This is a genomic window from Variovorax sp. LARHSF232 (assembly GCF_052871435.1).
The window spans coordinates 614578-631360 of sequence record NZ_JBIXJS010000001.1 but is presented as its reverse complement, the minus strand read 5'-3'; the positions used below and the strand labels follow the sequence as shown (position 1 = coordinate 631360).

The following is a 16783-nucleotide window of genomic DNA, read 5'->3' as shown; positions in this document are numbered from 1 at the left end:
CCCTCGTATGCGCCTGGCGCTATCGGCCGGGCTGCGTGCTGGCCTGGTCGGATCCTCGCGGCGCACCGGTGCCCGGCGCACCCAGGCGTGCTGCCTGTTCCCAGCCGGGGCTGCGGCGCGCCGCTTCCAATTCGGTCACTACTTGGGCGCGTGTCTTGCCGGGCCCGCTCGCCGGACCGGTCGGCGGTGCGCCGTAGCGGGATACGGCGTCCCAGTTCGGTTGCCGGCGCGCCTCCTCGAATTCAGCGGCGACCTGTGCGCTCGACTTGCCTGGCCCGGCATGCTCCGGGTGGTAGGTCACGCCGGCTTCGGTCGGGGCGGGGTGGACCGGATCGGCATTCGCAGTGGCCCAGGGCAGGGCGAACAGCGCGAGCGCCAGGGCAGGGGTCTTTTTCAACAGCATGGCGGATCTCCTTGTGGGTGGTCCCGGATCGACCACCGATCCGGACAGGCCTACGCTAAAAATCCAGGCCGTCAATTGCCCGGCGCCGCGATGACAAAGTTGTAATGCGTACGCCGCCTGCCCCCAACCAGAATCGCAAGATGCGCATCCTGGTCATCGAAGACGAACCCAAGCTCGGTGACTACCTGCGCAAGGGTTTGTCGGAAAGCGGCTTTGCGGTCGACCTGGCGCGCGACGGCATCGAGGGCCGCGCTCTGGCGCTGGCCGGCGACCACGAGCTGCTGGTGCTCGACGTGATGCTGCCGGGCATCGATGGCTTCGCCGTGCTGCAAGCGGTGCGGGCCCAGCACGCCATGCCGGTGCTGATGCTGACCGCGCGCGACGAAGTGTCCGACCGGGTGCGTGGCCTGCAGTCCGGCGCTGACGACTACCTGGCCAAGCCCTTTGCCTTCTCCGAACTGCTGGCCCGCATCCAGGCGCTGCTGCGGCGCGGCCCGTTGCGCGAAGTCGTGCACTACGGGCTGAAGGACCTGGAACTGGACCTGATCAGCCGCAAGGCCACGCGCGCCGGCCGGCGCCTGGACCTGACGGCCAAGGAGTTCGCCCTGCTGGCGCAGCTGATGCGGCGCCAGGGGCAGATCCTGTCGCGCACCCAGTTGGCCGAGCAAGTGTGGGGCATGAACTTCGACAGCGAGACCAACATCGTCGAGGTGGCGATCCGTCGGCTGCGCAGCAAGATGGACGACCCTTTCGGCGAAAAGCTGCTGCACACGGTTCGCGGCATGGGCTACGTGCTGGAAAGCCGCCGGGACGAAGACTTGTGAGCGCCGGCCGTTCGATCCAGGGCTTGTTGACCCGTTGGCTGGCCTTGCAGACGTTGGCGGGCCTGAGCCTGATCTGCGCCTCCATCTACGCTGTCACCGCCTGGAGCTTCCATCTCAAGCAGGACGACGGGTTCGAGCGCGGCATCGGCATGGTGCGCCACCTGATCGAGGAATTCGGCGACGATCTTGATGAAGCCAAGCTGCGCCACCGGCTGGAAGATGGCTTCGCGCAGCACCAGGGCAACGCCATCGTCCTGCGGCGCGACGGCGAGATCATCTACAGCGACACGCCGGCTGGCTCCGCGGCGCGCTGGATCTGGCGCAACAGCGAATGGCAGGACGCGCGGCAGCCCGGCTCCCATTTGCAGTTGCAGGTTGGTCTGGACGTGCAAGAGGACGCGCGGCTGTTGCGGCGCTTGGGCTGGACCTTGCTGGCAGCGGTGCTGCTGGGCACCTTGTTGGTTTCACTCACCGGGGCGCTGCTGGTGCGCCGCGGCTTGCGACCGCTCAAGGCACTGGCCCGGCAGACCGCGGATACCGGCCCCGCTCATCCAGGCCGTCGCATCGACGCCGCGCACTACGCAGCCGAACTGCAGCCCTGGGTCGCACAGTTCAACGCGGTGCTGGAGCGCGCCGAACTGGCCTACGGCCAATTGGAATCCTTCAACGCCGACGTGGCACACGAACTGCAGACGCCGCTGGCCAATCTTGTTGGCGAGATCGAGGTGGAATTGGTGCGGCTGCGCTCGGTCGAAGAGCTGCGCGACCGGCTGCTGTCGAACCTGGAAGAGGCGCGGCGCCTGTCCTCCATCGTCAAGGCCATGTTGTTCCTGTCCCAGGCCGACCGCGGCGCACTGGCGCTGCGCTCGGAGCCCGCCAGCCTGGCGCAGCAGGTGCGCGCTGTCGTGGAGTTTCACGAGGCGGCGCTGGAAGCCGGCGATCTGCAAGTGGACATCCAAGGCGACGCGCGTGCCGCCGTCGACGTGTCGCTGCTGCGCCGGGCCATCGCCAATCTGCTGGGCAACGCGATGCGCTATTCCCCGGCGCGGTCCCGCATCGCGGTCACGATCGAAGCGCAGGGGGCCTGGGTCTGGCTGACCGTGGGCAATCAAGGCCCGGCGATTGCGCCCGATGCGCTGCCTCATCTGTTCAAGCGCTTCTTTCGAGCCGAGCGCTCGCGCGTCGGCTCCTCGGAGCATCACGGCCTGGGTCTGGCCATCGTGGCCGCCATCGCGCGCATGCACGGCGGCCAGACGCGGGCCGCCTCGGGTGGCGGACGGACCGAGATCGGGTTTTCGATCCATATCGGGCCTGGCAGTCCGGGCACGGCGGGAACTCAGGTGTAATCCGGCGCATGAGCAGCAGCAGAAAAGCCCCGTCCGCGCCCGCCAAGAAGAGCGCCCCCGCCCGGCCCGCGCGCGCGAACGAGGTGCGCATCATCGGCGGGCAATGGCGGCGCACCCGCCTTGCGGTGGCCGACAAGCCCGGCCTGCGCCCGACGCCGGACCGGGTGCGCGAGACCCTGTTCAACTGGCTGGCCAGCATCGCCGGCGCCGGCGGCGGCGAGTTGCCGGGCTGGCATTGCGTGGACGTGTTTGCCGGCACCGGCGCGCTGGGCTTCGAAGCCGCCTCGCGCGGCGCCGCCTCGGTCGTCCTGTGCGAGCAGGATGCCGCGTTGGTGGCCCAGCTCAAGACGGTGCAAGTCAAGCTGGACGCCAAGGCCGTGCAGGTCGAGCGCGGCAATGGCCTCGCCTGGCTGGCCCGCTGCGCGCCGCGCAGCCTGCAGGCGGTGTTTGTCGATCCGCCCTTCGAGCAGGCGGCGCTGTACCCGCAGGCGCTGCGCGCCGCCGTGCCGGCGCTGGCCGAGGGCGGGGTGGTCTATCTGGAGGCGGCGCGGCGCTGGGAAGATGCGGAACTGGCTGAGTTCGGCCTTTCGGTCTTCCGGCACCTGAAGGCCGGGGCGGTGCATGCACACCTCCTGCGTACATAATCCGCCGAAATGACGCATACCCCGCATTGAGGAGGAATCACCCATGTCCAGCGTGATAGCGGTCTACCCCGGCACTTTCGACCCCATGACGCTCGGGCACGAGGACGTCGTGCGGCGCGCGACGCAGCTTTTCTCCAAGGTGATCGTGGCGGTCGCGGCCGGCCATCACAAGAAGACGCTGTTCACCCTGCAAGAGCGCATCGAGATGGCGAGGAACGTGGTCGCCCCCTACAGCGATCAGGTCTCGGTGGAAAGCTTCTCCGGCCTGCTGCGCGATTTCGTGGTGGCGCGCGGCGGCAAGGCCATGGTGCGCGGCCTGCGTGCCGTGACCGACTTCGACTATGAATTCCAGCTTGCCGGCATGAACCGCTCCCTGATGCCGGAGGTTGAAACCGTGTTCCTCACGCCCAGCGACAAGTACCAGTTCATCTCCAGCACCTTCGTGCGCGAGATCGCGGTGCTGGGCGGCGAGATCGACAAATTCGTCTCGCCCCAGGTGGCGCAGCGGCTGGCTGCCAAGGTGCGCAGCCTCGGGCGGGAATGAGCGCCGCCCGGCCGCCCGAAGGCGCGAAAGCCCCCTCGGGGGGCAGCAAGCACACGCAGTGGCGAGCGTGGGGGCTGGAATGAGCACGGCATTGCCGCGTCTGCACCCGTTGGGCGATGCCGCGCTGCTGTGCGAGCTGCCGGCGCCGGCCACGCTGGAGGCGCAGCAGAAGATCTGGGCACTGAGCGCCCGCGCGGCCGAGTGGCCGGGCGTTGGCGAGATGTTGCCCGGCATGAACAACCTCACCCTCTGCTTCGACCCCGAGCGCATCGCGCTGGCGGAACTGGAAGCCCAGGTGCGCGACGCCTGGCCGAAGCTCAAGGCCACCGCCATCGCCGGGCGCCGGATCGAGATCCCGGTGGCCTATGGCGGCGAAGACGGCCCCGACCTGCACGAGGTGGCGCGCCATACCGGCCTGACGGCGCAAGAGGTGGTGCGGCGCCACAGCCAGGCCGACTACCTGGTGTACTTCCTGGGCTTCCTGCCCGGCTTTGCCTTTCTGGGCGGCTTGCCGCCCGAGCTGTCCACGCCGCGCCGCAGCGAGCCGCGGACAGCGGTGCCGGCGCGCTCGGTGGGCATCGGCGGCGAGCAGACCGGCATCTATCCGCTGGTGTCGCCGGGCGGCTGGCAACTGATCGGCCGCACCCCGCTGGAACTGTTCGACCCGGAGGCCGAATCGCCCACCTTGCTGCGGCCGGGCGACAGCGTTCGCTTCGTCGCGGAAAGCATCACCGCGTGAGCGCAGCGCCGGGCCGCCCCAAGCGAGCTCGCGCCCCCTCGGGGGGCAGCGAGGACACGCCAGTGCCGAGCGTGGGGGCTGCATGAGCGTTTTGATTCTTAGGCCGGGGCCGCTGGCCTCGGTGCAGGACCTGGGCCGCTACGGCCATCGCCAGCTCGGCATCTGCCCCGGCGGCGCCCTCGACAGCGTGTCGCTGGCCCTGGCCAACCGCCTGGTGGGCAATGCCGATGGCGCGGCCGGGCTCGAGTTGACGCTGGGCGGCTGCGAGATCCGCTTCGAGCAGCACACACGCATCGCGCTGGCCGGCGAGGCTTTTGGCGCCAGGCTCGACGGCATGCCGCTGCCGCCTTGCTGGAGCGTGCCGGTTGCCGCCGGCCAGACCTTGAAGCTGGGCGGCGCCGCGACCGGTGAGCGCCCGGGCTTGCGCAGTTGGCTGGCGGTGGCCGGCGGCATCGACGTGCCGCCGGTGCTGGGCTCGCGCAGCACCGACCTGAAGGCCGGCTTTGGCGGGCTGGAGGGCCGTGCCCTGCGCAAGGGCGACCGGCTGGCCATTGGCAGCTCTGTCCTCACCGAAGCGCAGCGCACCCGCCGCGCCTTCGGCGTGCGGGCACCGGACGCCGGCGACGCGTCCGGCGCGCCCACCACCCTGCGCGTGCTGCCCGGGCCCGAGGCCGAGCAGTTCCTGCAGGCCGCGCGCAAGCAACTTCATGCCGAGACCTGGCGCATCACGCCGCAAAGCAACCGCATGGGCAGCCGCCTGGCCGGGCCCGAGCTCAAGCGCAAGCGGGGCAGCAGCGACATGCTTTCGGCCGGCGTGGTGCCCGGCACCATCCAGGTGCCGCCCTCGGGCCAGCCGATCATCCTGATGGGCGACGCGCAGACCACCGGTGGCTATCCGCGCATCGCGGTGGTGATCCGCGCCGATTTGTGGAAGCTGGCGCAGGCGCCGCTGGGCGGCCTGCTCCAGCTGGTCGCCGTGGACGAACAAGCCGCACGCGATGCATGGAATGCGCAGCAGCGTTATCTTGCGTCGGTGGCACAGGGACTCTCGTTGATGGGGTGGCCACAAGGAGCACAAGATGGAAATTGACCTGAACGCCGACCTGGGCGAAGGCGCCGGCAGCGACGAAGCGCTGCTGGGCCTGGTCAGTTCGGCCAACATCGCTTGCGGCTGGCATGCCGGCGACGCTCAGACCATGCGCCAGTGCGTGCGCTGGGCGCTGCAGCATGGCGTGGCGATCGGCGCGCACCCGAGCTTTCCGGACCGCGAGAACTTCGGCCGCAGCACCATGCACCTGCCGCCCGAGGAGATCACCGCCGGCGTGCTCTATCAGATCGGCGCCCTGGCGGCCATCGTCAAGGCTGAAGGCGGCACCCTGGCGCACGTCAAGCCGCACGGCGCCCTGTACAACCAGGCCGTGAAAGATCCGCAGCTGGCCGAGGCCATCGTCGATGCGGTGCGCCACTTCGACCCTAGGCTCAAATTCTTCGGCCTGGCCGGCAGCGGCATGATCGATGCGGCCCTGCGTGCCGGCCTCGAGCCGGTGGAAGAAGTCTTCGCCGACCGCGGCTACATGCCCGACGGCAGCCTGGTGCCGCGCAGCCAGCCCGGCGCCCTGATCGAGGACGAAGAGCAGGCGCTGGCCCAGACCCTGTCGCTGGTGCGCGACCACCAGGTCCGGGCCATCGACGGCAGCACCGTCGCGGTCAACGCCCAGTCGGTCTGCCTGCATGGCGATGGCGCCCATGCCCTGGCTTTTGCGCGCCGCATCCGCGAGCGGTTGACGGTCGAAGGCATTGCCATCAAGCCGCGATGAACAAGTGAATGAAGGCGGTTCTCCTCACCGGCTTCGAGCCCTTCGAGCGCGACAGCGTCAACCCTTCGTGGGAAGCGGCTCGGGCGCTCGACGGCTGGCGCTGCGAGCTGCCGGATGGCGATGTGGCGCTGGTGCATGCGCGCCGGATTCCCTGCGCGTTCGGCGCGGCGCTGCACGCGCTCGACCAGGCCATCGATGAAGTGCAGCCGCAGCTGGTGCTGGCCATCGGCCAGGCCGGCGGGCGCAGCGAGATCACGCCGGAGCGGGTGGCCATCAACGTCGACGACGGCCGCATCTGCGATAACGCGGGCTGCCAGCCGATCGACGTGCCGGTGATCGAGGGCGCACCGGCGGCGTACTTCTCCACGCTGCCGATCAAGGCCCTGGTGCATGATCTGCGCGCCGCCGGCATTCCGGCTTCGGTGTCCAACAGCGCCGGCACCTTCGTCTGCAACCACCTCTTCTTCGGCCTGATGCACCGCATCGCGACCCGGCCGGTGTCGGGGGGCTTGCGCGGCGGCTTCATCCACATACCGCTGCTGCCCGAACAGGCGGCGCGCAAGCCGGGGGCCTTGCCCAGCCTGGCGCTGGAGACGGTGGTGGCGGCCCTGCGCATCGCGGTGCGCACCGCGCTCACGGCGGGCGAAGACATCCGCGAAGGCGGCGGTGCCTTGCACTGAATCGGAGAGGACTGAAGGCATGCGGATACTGCTCGTCGAGGATGACCGCGTGCTGGCGGACGCGCTGTCGCGCGCGCTGGTGCAGTCCGCCCATGCGGTGGACGTGGTCGCCACCGGCGAAGAGGCCGACCATGCCCTGGCGCTGGGCATCTACGACCTGGCGATCCTGGACATCGGCCTGCCGGGCCTGAGCGGCCTGGACGTGCTCAAACGCCTGCGCGCACGCAAGTCCACCACGCCGGTGCTGATGCTCACCGCCTTCGACACCCTGGCCGATCGCGTGCGCGGCCTGGACCTGGGCGCCGACGATTACCTGGCCAAGCCCTTCGACCTGCCCGAGCTGGAGGCGCGCGTGCGGGCGCTGCTGCGCCGCGGTACCCAATCCACCCCTTTCCTCGAACACGGCCCGCTGCGCTTCGACACCGTGGGCCGGCGCGTCTACGTCGACAAGAAGCCGCTGGACCTGTCGCCGCGCGAACTGGCCGTGCTGGAACTGCTGCTGATGCGCGCCGGCCGCGTGGTGAGCAAGGAGCACATGGTCAACCACCTCTACGGCTGGGGCGACGAGGTGGGCGACAACGCGATCGAAGTCAATGTGTACCGCCTGCGCAAGAAGCTGGAGCCGCTGGGCTGCGAGATCCGCACGGTGCGCGGCATGGGCTATCTGATCGACAGCAGCAGCGATGTGGAAGGCTGAGCCCAGGCTGCAGCGCAAACTGCTGGCCTGGCTGCTCGGGCCGCTGGCCGTGCTGCTGGTGCTGGATACCGGCGCCGCCTACTGGAACTCGCTGCGCTTTTCCAATCTCGCCTACGACCGCGCGCTGCACGAGATCGGCCGCGAGATCGGGCTGCACGTGAAGCTCGATGGGGCGCGCCCCCGGCTCGAACTGTCGGAGGCCGCGGCCAACATCCTCTTGCTCGACCAGGAGGACCAGCTGTTTTACCGCGTCGTCAGCGAGGACGGCACCGAGCTGGGCGGCAATGCGCAGATGCCGGCGCCGCGCATGGACAAGTCGGCCCAGCCCTACTTCTATGGCGATGCGGTGGGCGGCGAGCCGGTGCGCATGATGGCGGCCTGGATGCCGCTGGGCGGGGATGCGGGGCCGCCGCTGGTGCTGGTGCAGGTGGCCGAGACGCTGAACAAGCGCACCCGCTTCACCTGGGAGATGGTGGCCAGCGTGGTGCTGCCGCAGCTCTTGCTGATCGTGATGGCCACCGCGGTGGTCTGGTTCGGCGTCTCGCGCGGCCTTGCGCCGCTGCAGCGGCTGCGGCGCGCCGTCTCGAACCGCTCGCACCTGGACCTGAGTCCGATCGACACGCACGACGTGCCGGGCGAGGTGCGTCCGCTGGTGGACGAGGTCAACGAGCTGATGGCGCGCTTGGGGACCACCTTCGATTTTCAGAACCGCTTCGTGGCCGACGCCGCGCACCAGTTGAAGACGCCGGTCAGCGGCCTGAAGGCGCAGATCGAGTTGGCGCTGCGCGAAAGCGACCTGCAGCGGGTGCGCCATTCGCTGGCGCAGCTTTACATCAGCGCCGACCGGCTTTCGCGCCTGGTGCGCCAGCTGCTTTCGCTGGCGCGCAACGAGCCGGGCGCGCTCGACTCGGTTGCGCTGCAGCCGCTGGATCTGAATGCGCATGCGCTGGAGGTCAGCATGGACTGGGTGCCGCAGGCGATCAAGCGCAACATCGACCTGGGCTTCGAGGGCGCGGAGCATCCGCTGATGATCGGCGCCGACCCGGATCGCCTGCGCGAACTGGTCAACAACCTGATCGACAACGCCATCCGCTACAGCCAGGAGGGCGGCCGCGTCACGGTGCGCACCAGCCAGATCGGCCAGGACCAATGCCGCCTGGCCATCAGCGACGACAGCCGCAGCATCCCGGTGGCCGAGCGTGCCCGCATCTTCGAACGCTTCCACCGCCTGCTGGGCACGCAGGAGGACGGCAGCGGCCTGGGCCTGGCCATCGTCAGCGAGATCGCCAGCCTGCACGGTGCGCGCATCACGCTGGAGGAGGATGCCGACGGCGTGGGCAACACCTTCAGCGTCTTCTTCCCCCTGCGCTCGGAGGACTGAGAAGTTGAGCCTGTCAGCTGGCTGACAGCTTGGCGATAGGCGGCTGACAGGTGGCCGGCAGCAAGGTGACAGGACGGCTCCCTAAGCTCGATTGAAGCGGAACCAGCGTGGTTCCGACGAACCTTCAATCGAGGAGACACCGTGTCCTTTCTTTCCAGCCCGGAGTTCTGGGTCGCCCTGTCGCAGATCATCCTGATCAACATCGTCCTCTCAGGCGACAACGCCGTCGTCATCGCGATGGCCTCGCGTTCGCTGCCGCCGGCGCAGCAGAAGAAGGCGATCCTGTTCGGCAGCGTCGGCGCCATCGTGCTGCGCGTGGTGCTCACCTTCTTCGCCGTCTACCTGCTCACCTTGCCCTACCTCAAGCTGGTGGGTGCCGCGCTCTTGCTGTGGATCGGCGTCGGCCTGCTGCAAGGCGGTGAAGGCGACGAAAACCTGGAAGGCCACTCCAGCCTGGCCGCCGCCATCAAGACCATCGTGGTGGCCGACCTGGTGATGAGCCTGGACAACGTGGTCGGCGTCGCTGCCGCGGCCAAGGGCAACGTGCCGCTCCTGGTGTTCGGCCTGGTGATCAGCATCCCGCTGATCATCTTCGGCAGCACGCTGATCCTGAAGCTGATGGACCGCTTCCCGGCCATCATCACGCTGGGTGCCGCCCTCTTGGGCTGGGTGGCCGGCGAGATGGCGATGAACGATCCGTCCATTCACCACTGGGCCGCCGAGCAGCACGTGCTGCACAAGGTGGTGCCGGCGCTGGGCGCGGTGCTGGTGGTGGTGGTCGGCAAGTGGCTGAACTCGCGCACCCCGGCGCCGAAGACCGTCAAGCCGATCGCCGAGCATCCTGTCGACCAGCCTGCTGCCTGACGGTGCCCCGGTGAGCCGCATCCTGCTGCCCATCGATCCGGACCAGCCGGCCCGCACCCGCGCGGCCGTCGAGCAGGTGCTGCGCATGCGCGTCAGCGGGCCGGTCACGGTCCGGCTGCTGCGCGTGCAGCCCAAGCTGTCCGGCCACGTCGCCATGCTGTTCGGCACGGGCGAACTGCACGAGCTGCTGCAAAAGACCGGTGCCGAAGACCTGCAGCTCGCACAGACCCTGCTGGAGCTGGCCGGCGTGTCCTACACCAGCACGGTGCTGGTGGGGCGCAGCGCCGAGACCATCGTGACCGCCGCGCGAGACTTCCACTGCGACCGCATCGTCTTCGGCCGCGACGAGCCTGGCCTGGCCGGAAAGCTGTTCGGCTCGCTCGCGCAGCAGGTGCGCCAGCTGCTGGACGACGCCAGCGGCGGTCCCCAGGTCATCGGCTGATGGCGTTTCTCAAGCAAATGTGGCTTTGCCACTTTGCTTGATCCCCCACGGGGGGCGGGCCGGGCTGGCCCGGCCCTGGGGGCTCAGCGGGCGACGAACTGCACCAGCCAGTCGCCCAGCACCGCGTTGACGAAGCGCGGCTTCTCCATCGTGAGCATGTGGCCGCACTCGGGCACCCAGCGCAGTACGGCGCCGGGCACCAGCGCGGCGATCTCGCGCGAACAGGCGGGCGGCGTCAGCAGGTCTTTTTCGCCACACATCACCAGCACCGGGCAGCGCAGCTGCGGCAGGTGGATGCGCGCATCGGGCCGCTGCATCAAGGCGCGGTTCTGCGCGATGAGCTGCTGTGCGCCCGCGTCCAGGATGATCTGCAGGTAGCGCTGCACCAACGCCTCGTCCTGGGCCTGCTTTGGATGAAAGGCGAAGGCGATGTTGGGTTCCAGCACCTCGCGCACTTCGCCGCGCTCGAACAGCGCGATGGCGTCGGCCCGCAGCTGATAGGTCTCGGGTGATTCGGGCTGGGCATTGGTGCCCAGCAGCGCCAGGCCGGCGATGCGCTCGGGCGCCTGGCGTGCCACTTCCATCGCGACCATGCCGCCCATGGAGGCGCCGCACAGCAGCAGCGGGCCGCCTTGCTCGCGCAGCACCGCGGCGGCCATGTCCTCGATGCGTCCATGGCGCATGTGGGCATCGCTGACGCGCGGATTCAGGGCCGCGGGAAGCGCCGGCATCTGGGCCAACCAAAGGCGCTCGTCGCAAGCGAGGCCGGGCAGCAAGACAAGCGTGGGAGTAGGCATGGGCGGCAATTTTGCGCGATGAGCGGGCGCCCGTTCAGTCCACCGTTTGGTGGATGCGCCGTGCGTTCGCCGCCGCTAGAGTGAGCGCCTGCATTCCTGACGAACCGAGGTCTGTCATGGAAAAGGAATCGAAGTCCGGCGGTGGTGTTTCCTCCAGCGGCATCATCGCCGTCGTGATGCTCACGGCCGGCGTGCTGTTCATCCGCGAAGTGCCGCTGGAAACCACGCGCTTGCCGGTGAACGAACCGCGCATCCAGCAAAGAAGCGTGGTGCAGGACGTCGATGCCCGGCTCTGGCAAGACCCCTTCGGCGCCGTGGCGCGGGCCCGCGAGGAGGCCTACAAGGCCGACAAGGACCTGGCCCGGAAGGCGGACGAGCGGCGCAGCCCACAGCACCTCAAAGACGAAATCGTCACGCAGATGGCGCGCACGGCGCGTGCCGTCGAGGTGCTGGCCGTCATGCTGCCGGGCGGCCCCTATTCCGAGAACCTGGAGACGCGGCGGCGCGTGCGCTATGCGGTGCTGGCCGGCCTCAATGCCAGCCGGCTGGCGCCCTTCGACGCCGAGCACGTGGCGTATTTCTTCCCCAAGGGGATTGCCGTGGACGAGGGCGGAAAGCCGCGCATCCTGACCTACGGGCAGATCGTGGCGCACGAGCCGATCGTGCCCTACGAGTGGTTCGAGCCCATCCCCTCCTCGGCCCAGCGGCCGGGCGACGACGTGCGGCCCGCAGTGCTGGTGCTGTGGCTGGACGGTGACGCCTTCGGCGCGAAGCCGCTGTCCGGCATGCGTGACCTGGTCCGCTCCCTGCACCCCTTGCAGCTCAGCTGGCGCGTGCTGGGGCCCGGCGGCTCCGACGGGCTGCGCGGCATGGTGGATGAGCTGCGCCAGCAAGGGCCCGAGCAGCCGATCTCGAGCGACTTCATGCAGATGCGGCTGCGCTACTACTCGGCGTCTGCCACCGCGCCGGATGCGCGCATCTTCGGCACGCAGCCGGCGCTGCAGACGCCCGGAGACAGTCTGTCCGACTTTCTGGCTCGCCATCACGTTGAGCTGGTGCGCACCATCGGCGACGACGACAAGCTCGCCAAGGCGCTGATGGACGAGCTCGGATTGCGCGGCGTGCGTGCCGGCATGGTGCCTGTCAGCCCGGGTGAGCGCGACGCGGCGAAACCGTGGGCGGATAACCGCGCGGCCTGCGACACGCACCGCTCCGGCGGGCCGAAGCTGCCGAGCCACATCGCCGTCATCTCGGAGTGGGACACGCTGTACGGCCGCACGCTGCGCAGCGAGTTTCGCGCCGGCGCATCCGAGCCCGGCTTCTGCGTCAACGCCTTCAGCTATGTGCGCGGGCTGGACGGCCAGTTGCACGGCAGCGGCGCCGAGGGCGCGGCCAAGTCGGGGAGCGGCAAGGCGGGCGACGGCAAGGAAGAGGGCCGGCGGCGCGACGGCACCTACGTCGAGCTGGCCGAGGGCCAGAGCCAGTTCGACTACCTGCGGCGGCTGGCGCTGCGCATGGCCGAGCGCGACCGCGAGCTGCGCGAGGCCAGCCCGGACGGCAAGGGCCTGCGCGCCATCGGCGTACTGGGCTCGGACGTGCACGACAAGCTCCTGGTGCTGCAGGCGCTGCAGCCGGAGTTTCCCAACGCGATCTTCTTCACCACCGACCTGGACGCGCGCTTCCTGCATCCGCGCGAGAAGGCCTGGACGCGCAATCTGATCGTCGGCTCCAACTTCGGGCTGCGCCTGGCCGACCGGCTGCAGTCCACCGCGCCGCCGTTTCGCGACAGCTACCAGGTCTCGGCCTTCCTCTCGACCCGCGTGGCCATGGACGACGCGCGGCGCGCCCTGATGGCGCAGTCGCCGGCCGCGGCCGGCATGGCGCCTGGCGCCTTCGGGCCGACGCCGCAAGCCATCATCGACAGCTGGTTCGCCACGCCGCGCCTGTTCGAGATCGGCCGCACCCAGGCCTTCGACTTCAGCCCGACGGCGCCCGCCGTGCCGGCCATGCCGTCGATGCCGACCGAGCGGTCCGACCGAGCCGGCCCGCAGGCCCTCTTCATGCTGCCCGTGTCGGTGGCGCCTCCTTCTCTGGCCTTCGCGCCGGGCGCCAGCGGCCGCTGCGAAGGTCCCTTGTGGGAACGCTGCGGCGGCATCCATCCGCGGCCCAGCGCGCTTTATCCCAAGCTGCGCACCGCCACCCTGGTGTTCGTGCTCGGCTGGCTGATCCTGCCGCTGTGGCTGGCGCCGATCCTGGCCAGCCGGGCGCTGCGCAAGCGCCTCGCGTACTTCCTGACGGGCAAGGGGCAGGCCCGTGTCGCGGCCTGGCGCCGCGCCGGTCTGGTGGTGTTCCTGCTGCTGCTGAATCTGGCGCTGCCCTGGTGGCTGGCCGGCCAGTGGGAGCCCTTTGCCATCTGGCTCACGCGCGAAGGCAAGCCCTTGCTCGGCTTGGAGGGCATCAGCATCTGGCCGACCGAGGCGATCCGCCTCATCACGCTGGTGCTGTGCCTGTACCTGATCCTCATCGGCTGGACCGCGCTGGCGCAGAACCTGGACGACATCATCGACCGCTTCAAGCTGGACCGCACCCGGCAGCAGCTGGTGGCCGAGCAGCGCGACGCCGAGCGCGCGCTGACGCGCTGGCAGCGCTTCGTCAACATGTTCGCGCTGAACTTCGTGTATCCGCCCGGCGTGGCCAGCGCAAGCGGCATGCAGCCGGAGACGGTGGAGTTCTGGCGCCGCTACATCGTGCAGAACCGTTTCAGCGCCCGCGCCACCCGCACCTTGGCCTGCGTGCTGCTGGCGCTGGCGGTGAGCGTGTTTCTCTGGGCCGCGCTCGACGACGCCTGGTACGTGCCGCAGCGCGGGCCGCTGTCGCTGGCGGTGCACCAGGGGCTGCACGGGCTGATGTTCGGCGCCATCTACTTCCTGGTGTTCTTCGTGGTCGATGCCACCGCCTTCTGCGTAACGTTCGTGCGCGGCCTGCGCCAGCAACGCACCAACTGGCCGGCGCCCACCCTGGCCAAGTTCGAGCGCGAGCTGCAGATTCCGCGCGCCTACCTGGACAACTGGATCGACCTCGAGTTCATCGCCTGGCGCACCCAATGCGTGACGCGGCTGATCTACTTCCCCTTCATCGTGCTGTCGCTGTTCCTGGTCTCGCGCAGTGCCGCCTTCGACGACTGGTACATGCCCACCACCGGCATCGTGCTGGCGGTGCTGGGCGCCAGCGTGGCGCTGGCCTGCGCGGTGGCGCTGCGCTATGCGGCCGAGGCCTCGCGCCGCCACGCCATGGAAAGGCTGCGCGACGAGATCACGCGGGTGAGCGGCGAGCCGCCCCCGCCTGCGCCGGCGCCGACGACGCTGAAGCCGCCCGCCATTCCGCTGGGCCACGTGCCGCCACCGGACCCGCCGAAGCCGGCCCAGCTCAACCTGCTGCTGTCGCGCATGGACCACCTGCACGAAGGCGCCTTCGCGCCCTTCTGGCAGCAGCCCTTGCTGAAGGCGGTGCTGCTGCCCTTTGCCACGCTGGGCGGCACCAGCCTGCTGGACTACCTGGCGCTGGTCAACGTATGAAGACCGCTAGCGGCCCCAGCGCAGCACCAGCGGATCGAGCCGCCGCGCGGTTTCGAGAAGGCCTTCGCGTGTGGCTGGGTGCATCGGCGGAAAAGGGTGGCGCGGCGCCTCGCAATCGATGATGCCGCCCGCCTTCATCAGCGCCTTGGCGGCCAGCAAGCCGCACTGCCGGTTCTCGTAGTTGATGAGCGGCAGCCAGCGGCCGTAGGCATCGACTGCTTCCTCGCGCCGTCCGGCACGGTAGGCATCGACGATGGAACGGATGCCGTCGGGGAAGCCGCCGCCGGTCATGGAGCCGGTGGCGCCTGCCTCCAGGTCGGGCAGCAGGGTGATCGCTTCTTCGCCGTCCCACGGGCCTTCGATGGCGTCTCCGCCCAGGCGCAGAAGCTCGCGCAGCTTGGCGGCGGCACCGGCGGTCTCGATCTTGAAGTAGCTCACCTGCTCGATCTCGCGCGCCATGCGCGCCAGGAAGGCAGCCGACAGCGGGGTGCCGGCCACCGGCGCGTCCTGGATCATGATGGGGATGTCGATGGCCTGCGACACGCCGGCATAGAACTCGAAGATCTTCTCTTCCGGCACGCGGATGGTGGCGCCGTGATAGGGCGGCATCACCATCACCATGGCGGCGCCGGCCTCCTGCGCGCGCCGGCTGCGCTCGGCGCAGATGCGCGTGCCGAAGTGCGTGGTGGTGACGATCACCGGAACCCGGCCCGCCACGTGCGCGAGGATGGCGTCGGTGAGCACTTCGCGCTCGGCGTCCGACAGCACGAACTGCTCGGAGAAGTTGGCCAGGATGCACAGGCCGTTGGAGCCGGCATCGATCATGAAATCGACGCAGCGCTTCTGGCTGGCCAGGTCCAGCTCACCGCTTTCGGTGAAGGTGGTGGGCACGACCGGGAAGACGCCCTGGTAGCGGCGGATGGGGCGGATGGACGTCATGGCGATTCCTTGTGGCTTGCAACGACACCGAAGCGATGCACGGTGCAACTGGTGAAGATTTCGCCGGGCCGCAGCACGGTCGACGGAAAGCCCGGCTGGTTGGGCGAATCGGGGAAGTGCTGGGTCTCCAGGCACAGGCCATCGCTCTGGCGCAGCACCTGGCCGTGGGCGCCGGCGAGGCTGCCGTCGAGGAAGTTGCCTGAATAGAACTGCAGGCCAGGCTCGGTGGTGTGGATCTCCATCGTGCGGCCTGATGAAGGCTCTTCCAGCCGCGCGGCCAGGTGCAAACCCGGCGTGTTGTCGTCCAGCACGAAGTTGTGGTCGTAGCCGCGGGCGCGCAGCAGCTGCAGGTGCGGCGTGCGGATGCGTTCGCCAATCGGCGTCGGCTGGCGGAAGTCGAAGGGCGTGCCATCCACCGGTGCGATGCCCTCGGGGATCAGCGTGTTGTCCACCGGGCAGTAGCGGCTGGCGGGAACCGTCAGCCGGTGGCCCATCACGTCGCCGGTGCCGCCGCGCAGATTGAAGTAGTCGTGGTGGCTCAGGTTGCAGACCGTGGGCCGGTCGCAGGTGGCGCGGTAGTCGATGCGCCACTGTGGGCCAGGCCCCAGCGTGTAGCGCACCTCCACGTCCATGCGTCCCGGGTGGCCGCCGTCGCCGTGCGCGCTGCTGTGGCGCAGCAGCAGGCTCGCGCTGCCGTCGGCCGCCGGCGCTTGCTGCGGCTCGATGTCCCACCAGCGCTTGCCGAAGCCGCGCGGGCCGCCATGCAGGGCATTCGCGCCGTCGCTGGCTTCCAGTTGCACCGCCTCCCCATCCAGCGTGTAGCGGGCCCGTGCGATGCGGTTGGCGTAGCGCCCGACGATGGTGCCCATGTGCGGGTTGCGCGTCTCGTAGTCCGCCAGGCTGGGCAGGCCCAGCACGATGTTGGCGAGCCGCCCTTCGCGGCCGGGCACCAGGAGCTCGGTGACGATGCCGCCCAGGTTGATGGCCGACAGGCGCAGGCCCGCGGCGTGCAGCGTGTATTGCGTGACGGGCGTGCCATCGGCCAGCCGGCCGAACTCGCGTTGCTCGGTGCGTGCGGGCGCAGCGCCCAT

The 16783-nt window shown here is 69.5% G+C and carries 17 protein-coding genes; 13 read left to right on the top strand and 4 right to left on the bottom strand.

Annotated elements, in window-relative coordinates; genetic code table 11:
• Nucleotides 1-19: 19 nt before the first annotated feature.
• On the bottom strand, nt 20-403 hold the full coding sequence (locus ACIPRI_RS03080; RefSeq protein ID WP_446588369.1) for a DUF4148 domain-containing protein: 384 nt from the start codon (nt 401-403) through the stop codon (nt 20-22).
• A gap of 140 nt (nt 404-543) precedes the next feature.
• Between ACIPRI_RS03080 and ACIPRI_RS03075 the strand changes: the two genes are divergently transcribed.
• The 12 genes from ACIPRI_RS03075 to ACIPRI_RS03020 all read left to right on the top strand — a co-directional run bounded on the left by ACIPRI_RS03075 (nt 544) and on the right by ACIPRI_RS03020 (nt 10381).
• Entirely contained in the window at nt 544-1227 is a 684-nt protein-coding gene (locus ACIPRI_RS03075; protein WP_446588367.1) for a heavy metal response regulator transcription factor, read from the top strand.
• Nucleotides 1224-2573: a heavy metal sensor histidine kinase gene (locus ACIPRI_RS03070; protein WP_446588365.1), complete on the top strand. Its 1350-nt coding sequence runs from the start codon at nt 1224-1226 to the stop codon at nt 2571-2573. Before ACIPRI_RS03075 ends, ACIPRI_RS03070 begins: the two co-directional genes overlap by 4 nt.
• 8 nt (nt 2574-2581) lie before the next feature.
• Nucleotides 2582-3217 (top strand): 16S rRNA (guanine(966)-N(2))-methyltransferase RsmD, encoded by a 636-nt coding sequence (rsmD, locus tag ACIPRI_RS03065; RefSeq protein WP_446588363.1) that lies wholly within the window; start codon nt 2582-2584, stop codon nt 3215-3217.
• Nucleotides 3218-3260: 43 nt separating this feature from the next.
• Nucleotides 3261-3761 carry a pantetheine-phosphate adenylyltransferase gene (coaD, locus tag ACIPRI_RS03060; RefSeq protein WP_446588361.1) on the top strand — a complete coding sequence of 167 codons (501 nt, stop codon included), beginning with the start codon at nt 3261-3263 and terminating at the stop codon, nt 3759-3761.
• Nucleotides 3762-3840: 79 nt separating this feature from the next.
• On the top strand, nt 3841-4500 hold the full coding sequence (pxpB, locus tag ACIPRI_RS03055) for a 5-oxoprolinase subunit PxpB (RefSeq protein ID WP_446588358.1): 660 nt from the start codon (nt 3841-3843) through the stop codon (nt 4498-4500).
• Between the two features lie 82 nt (nt 4501-4582).
• The gene (locus tag ACIPRI_RS03050) at nt 4583-5590 is read left to right on the top strand and encodes a 5-oxoprolinase subunit C family protein (protein ID WP_446588356.1); all 1008 of its coding nucleotides are present in this window, start codon (nt 4583-4585) and stop codon (nt 5588-5590) included.
• Nucleotides 5580-6317, top strand: coding sequence for a 5-oxoprolinase subunit PxpA (pxpA, locus tag ACIPRI_RS03045; protein ID WP_446588354.1), 738 nt, complete (start codon nt 5580-5582; stop codon nt 6315-6317). Before ACIPRI_RS03050 ends, pxpA begins: the two co-directional genes overlap by 11 nt.
• 8 nt (nt 6318-6325) lie before the next feature.
• Complete coding sequence (pcp, locus tag ACIPRI_RS03040) at nt 6326-6997, top strand: pyroglutamyl-peptidase I (protein ID WP_446588352.1); 672 nt, start codon at nt 6326-6328, stop codon at nt 6995-6997.
• A gap of 19 nt (nt 6998-7016) precedes the next feature.
• Complete coding sequence (locus tag ACIPRI_RS03035) at nt 7017-7694, top strand: response regulator (protein ID WP_446588350.1); 678 nt, start codon at nt 7017-7019, stop codon at nt 7692-7694.
• Complete coding sequence (locus ACIPRI_RS03030) at nt 7681-9075, top strand: sensor histidine kinase (protein WP_446588348.1); 1395 nt, start codon at nt 7681-7683, stop codon at nt 9073-9075. Before ACIPRI_RS03035 ends, ACIPRI_RS03030 begins: the two co-directional genes overlap by 14 nt.
• 141 nt (nt 9076-9216) lie before the next feature.
• On the top strand, nt 9217-9939 hold the full coding sequence (locus ACIPRI_RS03025; protein ID WP_446588346.1) for a TerC family protein: 723 nt from the start codon (nt 9217-9219) through the stop codon (nt 9937-9939).
• 10 nt (nt 9940-9949) lie between these two features.
• Complete coding sequence (locus tag ACIPRI_RS03020; RefSeq protein ID WP_446588344.1) at nt 9950-10381, top strand: universal stress protein; 432 nt, start codon at nt 9950-9952, stop codon at nt 10379-10381.
• 83 nt (nt 10382-10464) lie between these two features.
• On the opposite strand, the gene ACIPRI_RS03015 is transcribed toward ACIPRI_RS03020, so the two are convergent.
• Entirely contained in the window at nt 10465-11178 is a 714-nt protein-coding gene (locus tag ACIPRI_RS03015) for an alpha/beta fold hydrolase (protein ID WP_446588342.1), read from the bottom strand.
• A gap of 116 nt (nt 11179-11294) precedes the next feature.
• Between ACIPRI_RS03015 and ACIPRI_RS03010 the strand changes: the two genes are divergently transcribed.
• Entirely contained in the window at nt 11295-14753 is a 3459-nt protein-coding gene (locus ACIPRI_RS03010) for a hypothetical protein (protein WP_446588340.1), read from the top strand.
• Between the two features lie 6 nt (nt 14754-14759).
• On the opposite strand, the gene ACIPRI_RS03005 is transcribed toward ACIPRI_RS03010, so the two are convergent.
• Both ACIPRI_RS03005 and ACIPRI_RS03000 read right to left on the bottom strand, forming a co-directional pair.
• Nucleotides 14760-15692: a dihydrodipicolinate synthase family protein gene (locus tag ACIPRI_RS03005; protein ID WP_446588338.1), complete on the bottom strand. Its 933-nt coding sequence runs from the start codon at nt 15690-15692 to the stop codon at nt 14760-14762.
• The gene (locus ACIPRI_RS03000; protein ID WP_446588336.1) at nt 15689-16783 is read right to left on the bottom strand and encodes an aldose epimerase family protein; all 1095 of its coding nucleotides are present in this window, start codon (nt 16781-16783) and stop codon (nt 15689-15691) included. Before ACIPRI_RS03000 ends, ACIPRI_RS03005 begins: the two co-directional genes overlap by 4 nt.

Coding starts and splice junctions, on each gene's coding strand:
- ACIPRI_RS03075 (WP_446588367.1), top strand. CDS start 544: ATGCGCATCCTGGTCATCGAAGACGAACCCAAGCTCGGTGACTACCTG.
- ACIPRI_RS03000 (WP_446588336.1), bottom strand. CDS start 16,783: ATGGGCGCTGCGCCCGCACGCACCGAGCAACGCGAGTTCGGCCGGCTG.
- ACIPRI_RS03015 (WP_446588342.1), bottom strand. CDS start 11,178: ATGCCTACTCCCACGCTTGTCTTGCTGCCCGGCCTCGCTTGCGACGAG.
- pxpB (WP_446588358.1), top strand. CDS start 3,841: ATGAGCACGGCATTGCCGCGTCTGCACCCGTTGGGCGATGCCGCGCTG.
- ACIPRI_RS03005 (WP_446588338.1), bottom strand. CDS start 15,692: ATGACGTCCATCCGCCCCATCCGCCGCTACCAGGGCGTCTTCCCGGTC.
- ACIPRI_RS03030 (WP_446588348.1), top strand. CDS start 7,681: ATGTGGAAGGCTGAGCCCAGGCTGCAGCGCAAACTGCTGGCCTGGCTG.
- ACIPRI_RS03050 (WP_446588356.1), top strand. CDS start 4,583: ATGAGCGTTTTGATTCTTAGGCCGGGGCCGCTGGCCTCGGTGCAGGAC.
- ACIPRI_RS03010 (WP_446588340.1), top strand. CDS start 11,295: ATGGAAAAGGAATCGAAGTCCGGCGGTGGTGTTTCCTCCAGCGGCATC.
- ACIPRI_RS03080 (WP_446588369.1), bottom strand. CDS start 403: ATGCTGTTGAAAAAGACCCCTGCCCTGGCGCTCGCGCTGTTCGCCCTG.
- coaD (WP_446588361.1), top strand. CDS start 3,261: ATGTCCAGCGTGATAGCGGTCTACCCCGGCACTTTCGACCCCATGACG.
- pxpA (WP_446588354.1), top strand. CDS start 5,580: ATGGAAATTGACCTGAACGCCGACCTGGGCGAAGGCGCCGGCAGCGAC.
- ACIPRI_RS03035 (WP_446588350.1), top strand. CDS start 7,017: ATGCGGATACTGCTCGTCGAGGATGACCGCGTGCTGGCGGACGCGCTG.
- rsmD (WP_446588363.1), top strand. CDS start 2,582: ATGAGCAGCAGCAGAAAAGCCCCGTCCGCGCCCGCCAAGAAGAGCGCC.
- pcp (WP_446588352.1), top strand. CDS start 6,326: ATGAAGGCGGTTCTCCTCACCGGCTTCGAGCCCTTCGAGCGCGACAGC.